The sequence below is a fragment of the Sphingomonas yunnanensis genome, assembly GCF_019898765.1.
Lineage (GTDB): Bacteria > Pseudomonadota > Alphaproteobacteria > Sphingomonadales > Sphingomonadaceae > Sphingomonas > Sphingomonas yunnanensis.
In genome coordinates this window covers 40562-54653 of record NZ_JAIOKB010000004.1, presented here as the reverse complement: position 1 = coordinate 54653, position 14092 = coordinate 40562, and the positions used below count along the sequence as shown (strand labels likewise).

The window sequence follows — 14092 nt, the reverse complement described above, 5'->3', positions numbered from 1 at the left end:
CCGGGCGCTCTCCCCTCACCGGGAGAGCGCCGCGGTGTGGCTCAAATTCTCAGTGCAGCGTCGCCGCGGCATCGTCGGCGTCGACGATGCCGCGGCCGACATGGCTGTGGTGGCGGCTGTAGGCGAAGTAGATCACCAGCCCCACCGCGCCCCAGATCGGCAGCACCAGCATCGCCGCCGAGGGCAGGTTGAAGAACAGGAACACGCAGCCCACGATCGTCAGCGGCCCGACCAGCCACAGCGCGGGGGTGCGGAAGTCGCGCCTGTGGTCGCGCGCGGTGCGACGCAGGATCATCACCGCGATCGCCACCATCATGAAGGCGTAGAGCGTCCCGGCATTGGCGATGTCGGCGAGCTGCCCGACCGGCAGGAACGCGGCCGCGAAGGCCACGCCGATCCCGGTCATCGCGGTGACGACATAGGGCGTCTTCCATTTCGGGTGCACCGCCGACAGCTTCTCGGGCAGCAGTCCGTCGCGGCTCATCACGAAGAAGATGCGCGTCTGGCCGAACATCAGGATCAGGATCACCGAGGGTAGCGCCAGGAAGGCGGCGATGCCGAGCATGTTGCCCACCTTGGACCAGCCGATCGCGCGCAGCACGTGCGCCAGCGCCTCGTTCGAGCAGACCAGCATGTCGGCATATTGCGGCAGCGCGCACTGGCGCGCCAGCTCTTCCGAGCCGGTCGGGAAGGGGATGCCGTTGGGCCCCATGATCGGCTGGCCGCCGATCGTGCCGATCGCCCCGGCGGCGACCAGGATGTAGAAGATCGTGCAGAACAGCAGCGAGCCGATCAGACCGATCGGCACGTTGCGCTGCGGGTTCTTGGTCTCCTCCGCGGCGGTGGAGACCGCGTCGAAGCCGACATAGGCGAAGAAGATCGTCGCCGCCGCGCCGACCGCGCCGACGCCGGTGCCGAAGCCGCCGAACACGCCCGCCGGCAGGAAGGGGTTGAAATTGGCGCTGCTGAACGAGTCGCTCGGCAGCGTCAGCGCGACGAAGGCGGTGAGCGCGACGACCTTGATCGCCACCAGCACCGCATTGACCCGCGCGCTCTCAGTGGTGCCGATCATCAGCAGCCAGGTGATCAGCCCCGCGATCACCACCGCCGGCAGGTTGATGAAGCCGCCGGGCGCACCGCCCAGCGCGAGCGGCGCGGCGGAGAGCCAGGCGGGCAGATGGATGCCGAGGAACTGATTGAGGATTGTCCCGCTGAAATAGCCCGACCAGCCGACCGCCACCGCACTGGCGGCGACGGCATATTCGAGGATCAGCGCCCAGCCGACCGTCCAGGCGAGCAGCTCGCCCATGGTGGAATAGGTGTAGGTATAGGCCGATCCCGCGACCGGGATCATCGCCGCGATCTCGGCGTAGCACAGCGCCGCGACGATGCAGATCGCGCCGGCGATGGCGAAGGCGAGCATCAGGCCCGGCCCGGCCTTCTGCGCGCCCGCCGCGGTGAGCACGAAGATGCCGGTGCCGATCACGCAGCCGATGCCGAACAGGGTCAGCTGGAACCAGCCGAGCGTGCGGTGGAGCGACTTGCGCTCCGCGGTCGCGAGAATGGCGTCGAGAGGTTTGACGCGCCCGAAGATCATTAGGTTCGATGCCCCCAAGGGAAAATTGCTGGACAGGAGCGTAGCGGGTGTGCGGCGACGCGCAATAGTGTTGCGCGGAGATGACATCGGAGGCGGAGAGAGCGTGGGGGAGACGATGGTGCCCACCCAGGCCGTCGCGACGTCATGCCCCTACACACGTCCGTCATCCCGGGCTTGGTCCTGGATTGACCGTGCCGCACACTCCTCAGTGCCGCTCTCGCGGAAGAGTCGATCCCGGACCGAGTCCGGGATGACGGCGGGGCAGAGAAGCACGTCCTCACGGCGCATGACGCGTTAGGGCGTGCCGCGGCGCCGAGGTAACGGGCAATCCACCTAGAACGTCCAGTGCCCCGCGCTCACCCGTCGCGCTGCGCCAGCATCGGGCCGAGCGCGCGCCCGGCGAGGATGTGGACGTGCAGGTGGGGCACCTCGGCGTGGCTGTCGAGCCCGGTGTTGGCGATCAGGCGATAGCCGCGCCCGACCAGCCCCGCCTCGCGCGCCGCCTGGCCGATCGCGCGGGTGAGACTGACGATCTCGTCCGCGCTCGCGCTCGCCGAGAAATCGTCCCAGCTGACGTAGTGGCCCTTGGGCACGGCGAGCAGATGGACCGGTGCCCAGGGCGCGATGTCGTGGAAGACGATGCTGTGCTCGTCCTCATAGACGCGCCGCGACGGGATCTCGCCGCGCACCAGCTTGGCGAAGATGTTGGCGTCGTCATAGGGCTCGGTGGCGTCGACGGTCATCGGGCGATCCTCACTCGGGCGGGAAGGAGAGCGGCAGGGGGCCGCCGCGCGCGGCTTTCTCGTCGTGCCCGGACACCCCCTCGCGCCGCGCCAGCTCGGCGCGGACCTCGTCGAGCGTCAGCCCGGCGTCAGCGAGCAGCACCAGGAGGTGGTATATAAGATCCGCCGCCTCCGGCACGATCGCGCGCTCGTCGCCGCGCAGCGCCGCGATCACCGTCTCCACCGCCTCCTCGCCGAGCTTCTGCGCGATGCGCGGCCGCCCCTTCGCGAACAGCGAGGCGGTGTAGGAGGAGGCAGGGTCGGCGCCGCGGCGCGAGGCGACCGTGTCAAAGAGCCGGTCGAGCGGGTCGGGCTGGTCCATGCTGCGCGGCGTGCCGCGCGAGGCGTCGCTGGTCAAGCCGGAGCGGTGCGGTCCCTGCCCTCAGCGACCGATCGCGCGCAGGCCGGCGTCGAGCTGGGCGCGCAGGTTGGCGGCGACCTCGGGCGAGACGTCGGGTCGCTGCGCCGCGGCCTTGCCTCGACGCAGCCGCTCGCGGTCGCGCTCGGGCGGCTCGACGACGCGCACGCGCACCGCGACATGGCCGCTGGCACGCACGCCGAGCAGTTCGGCCGCGCCGCGCGACAGGTCGATCAGCCGGTCGCGCGCGAACGGGCCGCGGTCGTTGACACGCAGCAGGATCACGCGCCCCGTGTCGATCGCGGTGACCTCGACGTAGCTCGGGAGCGGCAGCGTCGGATGCGCCGCGGTGACCCATTTGGCGCGGAACCGCTCGCCGAGCGCCGTGCGGTTGCCCGACTCGCTACCGTACCAGCTGGCGTAGCCGAGCATGTCGTAGCTGGGGTCGGCCGCGGGCGTGTAGGTGACGCCGCGCACCACATACGGTCGGCCGAGCCGCACCGGCCCGTCGCTCACGGGACGGTAGTGGCCGCTGCAGCCGGCGAGCAACGTCGCCAGCAGCGCCGCTCCCGCCCGCCGCGCGGCGCGCCTCAATGCGCGCGCACCGGCACGCCCGCGGCGGCGAGCGCGGCGTGCGCCTCCGCCACCGTGGCCTGGCCGAAGTGGAAGATCGAGGCGGCGAGCACCGCCGAGGCATGGCCCTCGGTCACGCCCGCGACGAGATCGTCGAGCGTGCCGACCCCGCCCGAGGCCACCACCGGCACCTCGGTGCGGTCGGCGATGGCGCGCACCAGCGCGAGGTCGTAGCCGCCGCGCGTGCCGTCGCGGTCCATCGAGGTGACGAGCAGCTCGCCCGCGCCCAGCTCGGCAAGGCGCAGCGCGTGCGCCACCGCGTCGATCCCGGTGGCACGGCGCCCGCCATGGGTGAACACCTCCCAGCCCTCGCCGACACGGCGCGCGTCGACGCTGGCGACGCAGCATTGGCTGCCGAACCGCTCGGCGATGTCGCTCACCAGCTCGGGGCGTGCCACCGCGGCGGAGTTGACCGCGACCTTGTCCGCGCCGGCGAGCAGCAAAGCGCGCGCGTCCTCGGCGCTGCGCACCCCGCCGCCGACGGTGAGCGGCATGAAACAGACCGCGGCGGTGCGGCGCACCACGTCGAGGAGCGTGCCGCGCGCCTCGTGACTGGCGGTGATGTCGAGGAAGCAGAGCTCGTCCGCGCCGGCGGCGTCATAGGCGCGCGCCTGCTCGACCGGGTCGCCGGCGTCGATGAGGTCGACGAAGTTGACCCCCTTGACGACGCGGCCCTCGGCGACGTCGAGGCACGGGATCACGCGGGCACGGACGGTCATGCGTCCGGCTCATGCCCGCAGGCGCGGCCGGGAGCAAGCGCGCCGCCGAAGTCGGTCAGCGCCGGGGTTCCTTGGAGCGCGCTTGGCGGCATCATCGCTTTCTCTTGGCCGAGGAGAGTCGGGCGATGCGATGCCGCTTCTGTGCGCTTCTGGTGATCCTCGCCAACCCGCGCGGCGCCTTCCCCACCGAGTGGGCGCACGAGCGCCGTACGATCACGCACTGGTCCTGGTTTCGGCAGCGCGCGTGAGAAGCCGGGCTGGAGCGGGAGGAGCGCTTCTGGCTGCACGCGCCGCACGCGCGACGAGGCGCCGCGCGCGAATCGGTCGCACGCAGCGGCGCGGGTCAGGTACCGGCCTGTCCAGGCTGAGCTGTGCTCCGGCGAACGCCAGAGCCCAGGGTCACGCAGAGCAACGGCTCGTGGCGCCCGGTTCGCCTAGGCTCCCGCGTGCGCGGGAGCACGAGGCGCCACGCCACCGCTCACCCACCCGCTACGCGGTCGCCGCCACGCTCAGCGCCGCCGCCAGGTCGAGCCTGCCGTCGTACAGCGCGCGCCCGGTGATCACGCCCTCCACGCCGTCGCGCGCGTGCAGCGCCAGCACGTGGATGTCGGCGATCCCGGCCACGCCGCCGCTCGCGATCACCGGGATGTCGACCGCGCGCGCGAGGTCCACCGTGGCCTCGATGTTGGCGCCCTTGAGCAGCCCGTCGCGGCCGACGTCGGTGAACAGCAGCGCCGCGACCCCCGCGTCCTCGAAGCGGCGCGCGAGCTCGACCACGCTGGTGGTGGAGACATCGGCCCAGCCCTTGGTCGCGACCATGCCGTCGCGCGCGTCCACCGCCACCACCACGCCACCGGGGAAATCACGCGCCGCGCCGCGGACGAAGTCCGGGTCCTCCAGCGCGGCGGTGCCGATCACCACGCGCGCCACGCCCAGATCGAACCAGCGCTCGACGCTGTCGCGCGTGCGAATGCCGCCGCCGAGCTGGACGTGGCCGGGGAAGCGCTCGACGATCGCGCGCACCGCCTCGCCGTTGACGCTGGCGCCGGCGAAGGCACCGTCGAGATCGACGACGTGGAGGTGCTCCGCGCCCGCGTCGGCGAACAGCATCGCCTGCGCGGCGGGGTCGTCGCCGTAGACGGTGGCGCGCGCCATGTCGCCCTCTGCGAGGCGGACCACCTGGCCCTGTTTGAGGTCGATCGCGGGGAAGACGATGAGGGTCATACGGCTTTACTCGGCGAGGTGATGGGACGAGAAAAAAGGCGCCGTTTTGGCGTACGGCGCTGCCTTCCCTTTCGCCGTCATCCCGGACTTGGTCCGGGTTGCACCGTACGGATACAGCGGCCTGCGGACGCCCGGAGCAGTGGGTCCTGAGTCGAGTCAGGATGACGCCATGGGTCGGAAGAGAGCGACCGACCTACCATCGCCGCGTGCCTCACGGCCGCCAAGCCAGGAAGCGCTCCAGCAGCGCGAGGCCGTAGCGCTGGCTCTTCTCGGGGTGGAATTGCACTCCCACGACATTGTCCCGCGCCACCGCGGCGGTGACCGGGCCGGCATGGTCGGTGGTCGCCACCACGTGCGCGCCGGTGAAGGCGTAGCTGTGGAGGAAATAGGCCTCGCCCGGCACGATCAGCGCGTGCTCGACCTGCGGCACCACATCGTTCCAGCCCATGTGCGGCACCTTGGCGTCGGTTCCCGCGACGTCGATGCGGCGCACGGTACCGGCGATCCAGCCCAGCCCGGCGTGGCGGCCGAGCTCCTCGCCCGCGGCCGCTAGCAGCTGCATCCCGACGCAGATGCCGAGGAAGGGGGCGCCCTCCTCCAGCGCGCGGCGCTCCAGCGCGGGCACCAGCCCGCCGACCGCGCGCAGCGCCGCCGCGCAGGCGCCGAACGCGCCCACGCCGGGCAGCACGATCCGGTCGGCGCGCGCGACCGCGTCGGGGTCGGCGGTGACGACCAGGTCGTCGCAGCCGGCGGCGCGCAGCGCGTTGGCGACCGAGTGCAGGTTACCTGCCTGATAGTCGATCAGCGCCAGCGTCATGCCAGCCACGCGCGAAGCGGGTCGGCGGCGAAGCTGGCATGGAAAGGCACCACCTCCGCGGTCGCCGCGCCGGCGGTGACGAACGGGTCGGTCGCGGCGATCGCCTCGGCCGCGGCGCGGTCGCCGCGCACCACGATCACCCCGCCGCTGCGCGGCTCGCGCCGGCCTGCGACAAGAAAGGCGCCCTCGGCGAAGCCCGCGTCGAGCCACGCGACATGCGCCGCCATCAACGAGTCGATCTCGTCGAGCGGCCGCACATAAGTGAGCAGAATCAGGCTCAGCGCCCCACCGGCGCGGAAGCGACTCACAGCGTTCCCTTGGTGGAGGGAATCACGCCGATCTTGCGCGGGTCGATCTCCACCGCCTCGCGCAGCGCGCGCGCCAGCCCCTTGAACGCGCTCTCGGCAATGTGATGGTTGTTGTCGCCGTACAGCGTCTCGACGTGGAGCGTGATCCCGGCGGTCTGCGCGAAGCTGTGGAACCAATGCTGGAAAAGCTCGGTGTCCATCTCGCCGAGCCGGGTCTGGGTGAAGGCAGTCTTCCACACCAGCCACGGTCGCCCCGAGATGTCGAGCGCGACTCGGGTCAGCGTCTCGTCCATCGGCGACAGCGCGTCGGCGTAGCGACGGATGCCGCGCTTGTCGCCGAGCGCCTGCGCCACCGCGCTGCCGAGCGCGAGCGCGCTGTCCTCCACCGTATGGTGCTGGTCGATGTGGAGGTCGCCGTCGCAGTGGAGCGTGACGTCGATCAGCGAGTGGCGCGCGAGCTGCTCGAGCATGTGGTCGAAGAAGCCGACTCCAGTGTGGATGTCGTACTGACCGGTGCCGTCGAGGTCGATCGAGACGCTGATACGGGTCTCGCTGGTGTCGCGGCGAAGCGTGGCGGTGCGCATGACGCCGGTCCATAACGCGCTGGACGGTCCAAGCAACCTTGACCGCTCAGCCCATCACGCTACCCATGAGCGCATGAACGACATGCTGCCCGACAGCCAGATCCCCTATGACGAGATCGTGCAGGAAGCGCTGCGCGCGGTCGTGGGGCGCGTGCTGGGCGTGGTCGCCGAGACCGGCGGCCTGCCGGGCCAGCACCATTTCTACATCACCTTCAAGACCCAGGCGCCCGGCGTCGACATCCCGTCGCGCCTCGTCGAACGCTTCCCCGACGAGATGACGATCGTGCTCCAGAATCGCTTCTGGGACCTGACGGTCGACGATGAGCGCTTCTCTGTGGGATTGAGCTTCAACCAGGTACCGTCCAAGCTGGTGATCCCTTATTCGGCGATCACGGGCTTCCACGACCCGGCGGTGAACTTCGAGCTGCGCTTCCAGGCGCAGGAGGGGCCGGGGGACGGTCCCGGCGGGCACGACCCGGCCGAGAACGACGGTCCGCCCGCCAGCAGCGCGAGCGACGGCTCGAACGTCGTCGCGGTGGATTTCAAGCGCAAGAAATGATCGAGCGAGTCGCCGCGCCCGACGCGGCGGTGCGTGCCGCGATCCTGGCGCCGCTGATCGTGCACAACGACTCGGCAGTTGGGCCCATGCCGCGCGAGGAGATCGCGCTGGTGGTTCGCGACGAGGCCGGCGCGATCGTCGGTGGACTGTGGGGGGCGGCGAGCTATCGCTGGCTGTTCGTGCAATATCTCGCGCTACCCGCTGAGCGGCGCGGTCGCGGCGAAGGGGGCGCGCTCATGCGCACCGCGGAAGCCGAGGCGGCGCGACTCGGTTGCGTCGGCGTCTGGCTCGACACGTTTAGCTTCCAAGCGCGCGGCTTCTACGAGAAACTCGGCTACGCGCTGTTCGGCACGATCGACGACTATCCGCCGGGCGAGTCGCGCTATTTCCTGGCGAAGCGGATCGACTGAGGAGCGGGAGAGACGCTCATATCATGGTACCTGGCCGACCGACGCTCTGCCACATTCATGGCGTTATCCTGAACTTGTGTCAGGATTCACTCGTCCGCACACGTCACCGCCGCTGCGTACACGGATTGGTGGACCCTGAAACGAGTTCAGGATGACGCCGACTAGGGCGAGGTGATCGTGCCACACCCCCACTCTCGCGGAAGCGCCGCTCCCCTCACCCGAAGGTCTCCACCGCCTCCCCGATCGTCGCATAGACCCGGTCGAGATCGTCCGCTCCGATACAATAGGGCGGCATGACGTAGAGCGTGTCGCCGAGCGGGCGCAGCAGCACGTCGCGCTCGCGGAAGAAGGCCATCAGGCGCGGCGCACGATCGGATAGATAGCCCGCCCCCTCCCCCCGCTCGAGCGCCGCGATCGTGCCGAGCGAACGCGCGCCGCTCACCCCCGGCAGCGCGGAGAGCGCCGCCAAGCGCTCGGCCTGCGCGGTCGCCAGCGCGGCGATCCGCTCGCGCACCGGCTCGTCGCGCCAGATCGCGAGATTGGCGCAGGCGGCGGCGCAGGCGATCGGGTTGGCGGTGTAGCTCGACGAGTGGAAGAACATCTGCGCACGGTCGGTGCTGCGATGCGCCTCGAACAGCGGCTCGGTCGCCATCGTCACCGCCAGCGGCACCGAGCCGCCGGTCAGCCCCTTGGAGAGGCACAGAATGTCGGGCACCACCCCGGCCTGCTCGCACGCCAGCAGCGTGCCGGTGCGGCCCCAGCCCGTCATCACCTCGTCGGCGATGAAGAGCACCCCGTGCCGCGCGCAGATCGCGCGCATCTCGGCGAGCACCGCGGGTGTGTAGAACAGCATCCCGCCCGCGCCCAGCACCAGCGGCTCGACGATGAACGCCGCCGCGCCGGCCGCACACGCCCGCTCCAGCGAGTCGAACGTCGCCTGCTCCGTGCCCGCCGCGGGGAAGGGGATGGTGCCGACGTCGAACAGCAGCGGCGCGTAGGCGCGGTTGAACACCCCGCGCGCGCCGACCGACATCGCGCCGATCGTGTCGCCGTGATAGCTGTGCGCCATCACCAGGATGCGGTCGCGCGATCCGCCGCGCGCGTGCCAGTAACCCAGCGCCATCTTGAGCGCGACCTCGACGCTGGTCGAGCCCGAGTCGGAGAAGAAGACGCGGGTCAGCTCGGCCGGCATGATCGCGACGAGCCCGCGCGCCAGTTCCTCGGCGGGCGCGTGCGTCCAGCCGGCGAAGATGATCTGGTCGAGCCGCTCGGTCTGCTCGCGGATCGCGGCGACGATCCGGGGGTGATTGTGGCCGTGTGTCGTCACCCACCAGGAGGAGATCGCGTCGATCACGCGACGACCGTCGGCCGTGTGCAGCGCCGCGCCCTCGCCGCGGGTGACGAGCGGGATCGGCTCGCCCAGGCCGTGCTGGGTGAAGGGGTGCCAGACCGGCGAGCCGCTCATCGGAACGCCGCCACGTCGAACGCCGCCGTGAAGGCCCCCCCCAGCGCAGCGGCGTCGAGCCGCGGAAGCAGCGGCAACCGGCCGAGCCGGCGCACGCGGCCGATCGCGGCGATCGTCGCCTCGCTGTCCTCCTGCGCGTCCCCGACGAAGGCGACGCCGAGCAGCGGCACGCCGCGCACCCGCAGCGCCTCGATCGAGAGCAGGCTGTGGTTGATCGTACCGAGCGACGTGCGCGCCACCAGCACCGTGGGGCAGCCCCAGCGCGCGATCTGGTCGGCGAAGAGCCAGTCGCGCGTCAGCGGCACCAGCGCCCCGCCCGCGCCTTCCACCACGAGGTCGTCGTCGAGAGCGGGCAGCGCCAGCCGCGCGGGATCGATCGCGACGCCGTCGAGCTCGGCGGCGCGGTGCGGCGAGCAGGGCGTGGTGAGCCGATACGCCTCGGGCATGATCCGCGCGCGGGGAACGCCGAGCGACTCGACGCTGGCCGCGTCGCTGCCGTCCTCCAGCCCCGCCTGCACCGGCTTCCAGTAGGAGGCGCCGAGCGCGGCCGTGAGCGCCGCGGCGAAGACGGTCTTGCCCACCCCGGTATCGGTGCCGGTCACCGCGATCACGCTCATCGCCTCGCCTCCGCCACCGCGTTGGCGAGCGCGTCGATCTCGGCCGCGCCGACATGGAGCGTCAGCGACAGCCGCAGCCGCGCGCTCCCCGCCGGCACCGTCGGCGGACGGATCGCGCGCACGTCGAAGCCGGCGCGCTGGACCGCGGCGGCGAGATCGAGCGCGGCGCGATCCTCGCCCACTAGCAGCGGCATCACCTGTGTGCCCGTCACGGTGGCGCCGAGCGGCCCCAGCCGGGCGCCCGCATGCGCGATCAGCGCGTGGAGTCGGAGGCGGCGCTCGGGCTCGTCGGCGAGGATCGCCAGCGCCGCGCGCGCCACTGCGGCGGCGAGCGGCGCGGGGGCGGTCGAGAAGATGAACGGCCGCGCGCGCGCCACCAGGAAGTCGCGCACCAGCCGCGAGGAACAGACCAGCGCGCCCTCGCAGCCGAGCGCCTTGCCGAAGGTCTTGAGCGTGATGACGTTCTCGCGCCCGTCGAGCACCTCGGCGAGGCCGCTCCCGCGCTCGCCCCACACCCCGGTGGCATGCGCCTCGTCGATCACCAGCATCGCCTCGTGGCGCTCGGCGACCGCCGCGAGATCGGCGAGCGGGGCGCGATCGCCGTCCATGCTGTACAGGCTCTCCACCGCGATCCACGGCGTGCCCGTGCCGCCGCGCCCGCGCCAGGCCGCGATCGTCGAGGCGACGGCGTCGGCGTCGTTGTGCGGCGTGGCTTCAGCCTCCGCCCGACCCAGCCGCATCCCGTCGTGCGCGCTGGCGTGGACGAGCGCGTCATACACCACCAGATCGCCCGCCTGCGGCAGCGCCGCGAACAGTGCGGTGTTGGCGGCATAGCCACTGCCGAAGAACAGCGCCGCATCGCTCCCGAAGAAGCGCGCACCCTCCGCCTCCAGCGCCTCATGCTCGGGGTCGTTGCCGCGCAGCAGCCGCGATCCGCCCGAGCCGAGCGCCACGCCCCGCTCCAGCGCAGCCGCCGCCGCCCCGCGCAGCCGGGGCGCCGCGGCGAGCGCGAGATAGTCGTTCGAGGAGAAATCGATACCGCGGCGCGGCGCGAGCGTGCGGAGCCGGTCGCGCGCGGCGAGCTCGGCGAGATGATCACGGTGCGAAGCCAGCTGCATCGCCGCGCCTATAGGTCCAGGCGGCGGCGAAACGCCAGCCGGCGCGGCGAGCCGCCGCTGCGGCGGGACGCGGCACGACCATGCGTGAGCGACGTTCTGTCCGCATGACGCAACGCTCCTACCCTGCCGCCGCGCCCGCGCTCGCCGCGATCGCCGTCGCCGGCGCGCTCGCCGGCTATCTCTACGCCAGCCGACGCCCTGCCACGCCTGCCACCTATCCGCCGCTCGACGTGCCCAAGCCGTTCGCCGAAAATATATGGCTCGTCGACAGCGGGCCGATCCACGCCGGCGGTCTGACGCTGCCGGTTCGCATGACGGTGGTCCGGCTCGACGATGGGGCGCTCCTGCTCCACTCGCCCACCCCCTATACGCCCGCGCTCGCCGCGGCGCTGGAGGGGCTCGGGCCGATCCAGCACCTCGTCGCACCCAATGTGGCGCACTGGACCTATCTGCCGCGCTGGCAGCGTGCCTTCCCGCGGGCGACGCTGTGGGCGGCGCCGGGCCTCGCCGAGCGCGCGCAGGTCCGTCGCGCCGGGTTGCGGATCGACGCGGTGCTGGGTGACGCGGCGCCTCCCGCCTGGGCGAGCGCGATCGACCAGGGCGTGGTCGAGGGCGGCGCCGGCTTCCGCGAGATCTGGTTCCTGCACCGGGCGACGCGCACGCTGATCCTCACCGACCTGGTGCAGAACCTGGAGCCGGAGCGGCTGCCCGCGATCACCGCGCTGGTCGCCCGCGCGACCCGCGGCACCGCGGGGACCACGCCGCTCTACCTGCGCGCGGCGCTGCGGCTCGGCGGCGAGCCGATGCGCTCGGCGATCCGCGCGATGGTGGCGTCGTCGCCCGAGCGCGTGGTAATGGCGCACGGCGCGCCATTCGCGAGCGGCGGCGCCGCGCGTCTCACGCGTGCCTTCGGCTGGGTGTGACCCGCGCTCAGTCGAAGCGAACGATCGCCTTGAGCACCGTGTCCGCCGCGTCGATCAGCTCGGGAAGCCGTCGCGGCAGGTCCGCCGCCTCGACGCTGTGGCTGTGGAGCGCCTCGGTGGCGATGGTGCCGTCGCGGATCGCGGCAATGACTCGCGCGAAATCGGCGGCGAGCGCGTTGCGGCTGGCGATCAACGTCGTCTCGCGCTTGTGGAATTCCGGGTCGGCGAAGACCAGGTCGCCCTTGACCACGCTCACCAGCACGTAGCTGCCGCCGTGTGCGACCTGGTGCAGCCCGTCGCACATGGCGGCGAGACTGCCCGTCGCGTCGAACACCGTCTCGAAGAAGTCGCCGTCGGTGATCGCGGCGAAGCGCGCCTGCGCTTCCTCGTCAACGAGCACCAGCGAGTCGAAGCCGAAGTCGCGCGCGGCGCGATCGAGCCGCGGCTGACGCGAGTCGCAGAGCGTCACCGCGGCGCCGTCGAGCCGCGCGAACAAGGCGGTGGCGAGTCCGATCGGCCCCGCTCCCTTGACCAACGCGCGGCTGCCCGGCCGCAGCCGGGACCGCGCCGCGGCGTGCGCGCCGATCGCGAGGAACTCGACCATCGCGGCCTGCTCGGGCGAGAGGCCGGTGGCGTCGATCACGGCGTGCTCGGGCACCACGATCAGCTCGGCCATGCCGCCGTCCGTGTGGACGCCGAGCACCGCGACGTTGGCGCAGCAATTGGGTTTACCGGCGCGGCAGGCGACGCAGTGGCCGCAGGCGAGATAAGGGTTGATCGTCACCGCCTGACCCGCGTGAAAGGACGAGCCCGCCGGCGCCTCGACCACCTCACCCGCGAGTTCGTGCCCCATCACCCGCGGGTAGCTGAGGAAGGGCTGGTTGCCCGCGTAGATATGATAATCGGTGCCGCACAGGCCGACGCGCCGGATCCGCACCAGCACATCGTCGCCCCCGCGCGCCGGCGGTTCGCGCTCGGCGACGCGTAGCGCGAGCGGCTGGTCGCAGATGATCGTCAGCACGGCGCCAATTTCCTTCCAGGCGAGCGATCTTGCACCTATGAAAGACCGTCCCGCCTCACGCAATCACTATCACGTCCCCGGGGCGCCGAGCCTGCCGGACACGTCCGCTGCCGCGACCTGCAGCAGCGCGCGCGCCGCGTCGAGGTCGACGCTCTGCGAACCGTCGATCAGCCGCAGGAAGGGGATCGTCAGCGCGGCGGCGATCAGACCGTCGAAGCCGAACACCGGATAACTTATATCGGTCACGCCTAGCGTGATCGGGCTCTTGCGCTGCGCGTGCCCCGCCTTCTCGATCAAGGCCAGTTGCCGATCGAGCGCCGCCCGGTCGAGCGGCTCGCCCGGCTGCCCCGCCCGCGCGATCGCTGCGTCGCGCGTCTCCGGCGCAGCGAAGGCGAGCAGGACCTTGCCCGAGCAGCTCGCCAGCAGGTCGACGCCGGCGCCCAGCCGCAGCGCGAAACCGCGCGTACCGGGGCTGTGCTCGCGCGCGATGACGAGACCCTGCCCCTCGTTGAGGACGACCAGATGACATGATTGACCGGTCTCCGCCGCGAGGCGACGCATCACCGGACGCGCGGCGTCGACCAGGTCCTGCGCGGGCGTGGCACGATGCGCGAGGTCGAGCAGCTTGTACGCCACGGAGTACCGATCGTCCTTCGGCGACTTCCGCAGATAGCCGAGCTGCTCCACCACGACGACGATGCGGAACAGCTCGCCGACCGAGCGCCCCAGCAGCGCCGCCATCTCGCTCACGAGCAGCCCGGCCGGGTGTGCGGTCAGCAGCTCCAGGATCTCGAACGTCTTCTCGACCGCCGGCGCCGCATAGGTCGCCTTTGTCCCCGCTGCCACTCGCCTCTCCCTCGCTCCGGCAGCCCGATGCATGGGAAAGCGCGGCGATGCTGTCAAACGCGCGCGCAGGCGCTTGCGTGATGAGAGTGCGTTTGCAAGTATGATAACAAA

The 14092-nt window shown here is 71.6% G+C and carries 18 protein-coding genes; 4 read left to right on the top strand and 14 right to left on the bottom strand.

Annotation, left to right across the window (positions count from 1 at the left end):
* Positions 1-49: 49 nt before the first annotated feature.
* The 5 genes from K7957_RS12390 to hisF all read right to left on the bottom strand — a co-directional run bounded on the left by K7957_RS12390 (position 50) and on the right by hisF (position 4089).
* On the bottom strand, positions 50-1597 hold the full coding sequence (locus K7957_RS12390) for an amino acid permease (protein ID WP_223012328.1): 1548 nt from the start codon (positions 1595-1597) through the stop codon (positions 50-52).
* A gap of 356 nt (positions 1598-1953) precedes the next feature.
* Entirely contained in the window at positions 1954-2340 is a 387-nt protein-coding gene (locus K7957_RS12385) for an HIT domain-containing protein (protein ID WP_223012327.1), read from the bottom strand.
* Between the two features lie 10 nt (positions 2341-2350).
* Positions 2351-2701 carry a phosphoribosyl-ATP diphosphatase gene (locus K7957_RS12380; protein WP_223012580.1) on the bottom strand — a complete coding sequence of 117 codons (351 nt, stop codon included), beginning with the start codon at positions 2699-2701 and terminating at the stop codon, positions 2351-2353.
* Positions 2702-2761: 60 nt separating this feature from the next.
* Positions 2762-3331: a septal ring lytic transglycosylase RlpA family protein gene (locus tag K7957_RS12375; protein ID WP_223012326.1), complete on the bottom strand. Its 570-nt coding sequence runs from the start codon at positions 3329-3331 to the stop codon at positions 2762-2764.
* Positions 3328-4089: an imidazole glycerol phosphate synthase subunit HisF gene (gene hisF / locus K7957_RS12370; RefSeq protein ID WP_223012325.1), complete on the bottom strand. Its 762-nt coding sequence runs from the start codon at positions 4087-4089 to the stop codon at positions 3328-3330. Before hisF ends, K7957_RS12375 begins: the two co-directional genes overlap by 4 nt.
* 125 nt (positions 4090-4214) lie before the next feature.
* On the opposite strand from hisF, the gene K7957_RS20565 reads away from it, so the two are divergent.
* A complete protein-coding gene (locus K7957_RS20565; RefSeq protein ID WP_281422868.1) occupies positions 4215-4337 on the top strand; it encodes a hypothetical protein in 123 nt (40 codons plus the stop codon).
* Positions 4338-4578: 241 nt separating this feature from the next.
* Here the strand turns inward: K7957_RS20565 and hisA are convergent, their stop codons facing one another.
* From hisA to hisB, 4 genes are all read right to left on the bottom strand, one after another.
* Positions 4579-5313: a 1-(5-phosphoribosyl)-5-[(5-phosphoribosylamino)methylideneamino]imidazole-4-carboxamide isomerase gene (gene hisA / locus K7957_RS12365; protein ID WP_223012324.1), complete on the bottom strand. Its 735-nt coding sequence runs from the start codon at positions 5311-5313 to the stop codon at positions 4579-4581.
* A gap of 211 nt (positions 5314-5524) precedes the next feature.
* Complete coding sequence (gene hisH, locus K7957_RS12360; protein ID WP_223012323.1) at positions 5525-6130, bottom strand: imidazole glycerol phosphate synthase subunit HisH; 606 nt, start codon at positions 6128-6130, stop codon at positions 5525-5527.
* Positions 6127-6438: a YciI family protein gene (locus tag K7957_RS12355; protein WP_343228398.1), complete on the bottom strand. Its 312-nt coding sequence runs from the start codon at positions 6436-6438 to the stop codon at positions 6127-6129. The genes hisH and K7957_RS12355 overlap by 4 nt, the downstream gene beginning before the upstream one ends.
* Positions 6435-7022 (bottom strand): imidazoleglycerol-phosphate dehydratase HisB, encoded by a 588-nt coding sequence (hisB, locus tag K7957_RS12350; RefSeq protein ID WP_223012322.1) that lies wholly within the window; start codon positions 7020-7022, stop codon positions 6435-6437. The genes K7957_RS12355 and hisB overlap by 4 nt, the downstream gene beginning before the upstream one ends.
* Before the next feature lie 73 nt (positions 7023-7095).
* Between hisB and K7957_RS12345 the strand changes: the two genes are divergently transcribed.
* Together K7957_RS12345 and K7957_RS12340 are read left to right on the top strand one after the other, a co-directional pair.
* Positions 7096-7581 (top strand): SspB family protein, encoded by a 486-nt coding sequence (locus K7957_RS12345; protein ID WP_223012321.1) that lies wholly within the window; start codon positions 7096-7098, stop codon positions 7579-7581.
* Positions 7578-7991: a GNAT family N-acetyltransferase gene (locus K7957_RS12340; protein WP_223012320.1), complete on the top strand. Its 414-nt coding sequence runs from the start codon at positions 7578-7580 to the stop codon at positions 7989-7991. The genes K7957_RS12345 and K7957_RS12340 overlap by 4 nt, the downstream gene beginning before the upstream one ends.
* 214 nt (positions 7992-8205) lie before the next feature.
* Here the strand turns inward: K7957_RS12340 and K7957_RS12335 are convergent, their stop codons facing one another.
* The 3 genes from K7957_RS12335 to K7957_RS12325 are packed head-to-tail and all read right to left on the bottom strand — an operon-like array spanning position 8206 to position 11191.
* Complete coding sequence (locus K7957_RS12335; protein WP_223012319.1) at positions 8206-9456, bottom strand: adenosylmethionine--8-amino-7-oxononanoate transaminase; 1251 nt, start codon at positions 9454-9456, stop codon at positions 8206-8208.
* Positions 9453-10073 carry a dethiobiotin synthase gene (gene bioD / locus K7957_RS12330; protein ID WP_223012318.1) on the bottom strand — a complete coding sequence of 207 codons (621 nt, stop codon included), beginning with the start codon at positions 10071-10073 and terminating at the stop codon, positions 9453-9455. Before bioD ends, K7957_RS12335 begins: the two co-directional genes overlap by 4 nt.
* Entirely contained in the window at positions 10070-11191 is a 1122-nt protein-coding gene (locus K7957_RS12325) for an 8-amino-7-oxononanoate synthase (protein WP_223012317.1), read from the bottom strand. Before K7957_RS12325 ends, bioD begins: the two co-directional genes overlap by 4 nt.
* Before the next feature lie 104 nt (positions 11192-11295).
* Here K7957_RS12325 and K7957_RS12320 point away from each other — a divergent pair, with 104 nt between their 5' ends.
* Positions 11296-12114 carry a DUF4336 domain-containing protein gene (locus K7957_RS12320; RefSeq protein WP_223012316.1) on the top strand — a complete coding sequence of 273 codons (819 nt, stop codon included), beginning with the start codon at positions 11296-11298 and terminating at the stop codon, positions 12112-12114.
* Positions 12115-12121: 7 nt separating this feature from the next.
* Here K7957_RS12320 and K7957_RS12315 read toward each other — a convergent pair whose 3' ends face one another.
* Positions 12122-13135, bottom strand: a complete 1014-nt coding sequence (locus tag K7957_RS12315) for a zinc-binding alcohol dehydrogenase family protein (protein WP_223012315.1) — start codon at positions 13133-13135, stop codon at positions 12122-12124.
* A gap of 69 nt (positions 13136-13204) precedes the next feature.
* A complete protein-coding gene (locus K7957_RS12310; protein ID WP_343228397.1) occupies positions 13205-13981 on the bottom strand; it encodes an IclR family transcriptional regulator in 777 nt (258 codons plus the stop codon).
* Between the last annotated feature and the right edge of the window lie 111 nt (positions 13982-14092).

Bases quoted from the DNA above. Each gene is read 5' to 3' on its own strand.
- K7957_RS20565 (WP_281422868.1), top strand. From the start codon at position 4,215: ATGCGATGCCGCTTCTGTGCGCTTCTGGTGATCCTCGCCAACCCGCGC.
- K7957_RS12385 (WP_223012327.1), bottom strand. From the start codon at position 2,340: ATGACCGTCGACGCCACCGAGCCCTATGACGACGCCAACATCTTCGCC.
- K7957_RS12340 (WP_223012320.1), top strand. From the start codon at position 7,578: ATGATCGAGCGAGTCGCCGCGCCCGACGCGGCGGTGCGTGCCGCGATC.
- K7957_RS12380 (WP_223012580.1), bottom strand. From the start codon at position 2,701: ATGGACCAGCCCGACCCGCTCGACCGGCTCTTTGACACGGTCGCCTCG.
- hisH (WP_223012323.1), bottom strand. From the start codon at position 6,130: ATGACGCTGGCGCTGATCGACTATCAGGCAGGTAACCTGCACTCGGTC.
- hisB (WP_223012322.1), bottom strand. From the start codon at position 7,022: ATGCGCACCGCCACGCTTCGCCGCGACACCAGCGAGACCCGTATCAGC.
- hisA (WP_223012324.1), bottom strand. From the start codon at position 5,313: ATGACCCTCATCGTCTTCCCCGCGATCGACCTCAAACAGGGCCAGGTG.
- K7957_RS12345 (WP_223012321.1), top strand. From the start codon at position 7,096: ATGAACGACATGCTGCCCGACAGCCAGATCCCCTATGACGAGATCGTG.
- K7957_RS12325 (WP_223012317.1), bottom strand. From the start codon at position 11,191: ATGCAGCTGGCTTCGCACCGTGATCATCTCGCCGAGCTCGCCGCGCGC.
- hisF (WP_223012325.1), bottom strand. From the start codon at position 4,089: ATGACCGTCCGTGCCCGCGTGATCCCGTGCCTCGACGTCGCCGAGGGC.
- K7957_RS12320 (WP_223012316.1), top strand. From the start codon at position 11,296: ATGACGCAACGCTCCTACCCTGCCGCCGCGCCCGCGCTCGCCGCGATC.
- K7957_RS12390 (WP_223012328.1), bottom strand. From the start codon at position 1,597: ATGATCTTCGGGCGCGTCAAACCTCTCGACGCCATTCTCGCGACCGCG.
- K7957_RS12335 (WP_223012319.1), bottom strand. From the start codon at position 9,456: ATGAGCGGCTCGCCGGTCTGGCACCCCTTCACCCAGCACGGCCTGGGC.
- bioD (WP_223012318.1), bottom strand. From the start codon at position 10,073: ATGAGCGTGATCGCGGTGACCGGCACCGATACCGGGGTGGGCAAGACC.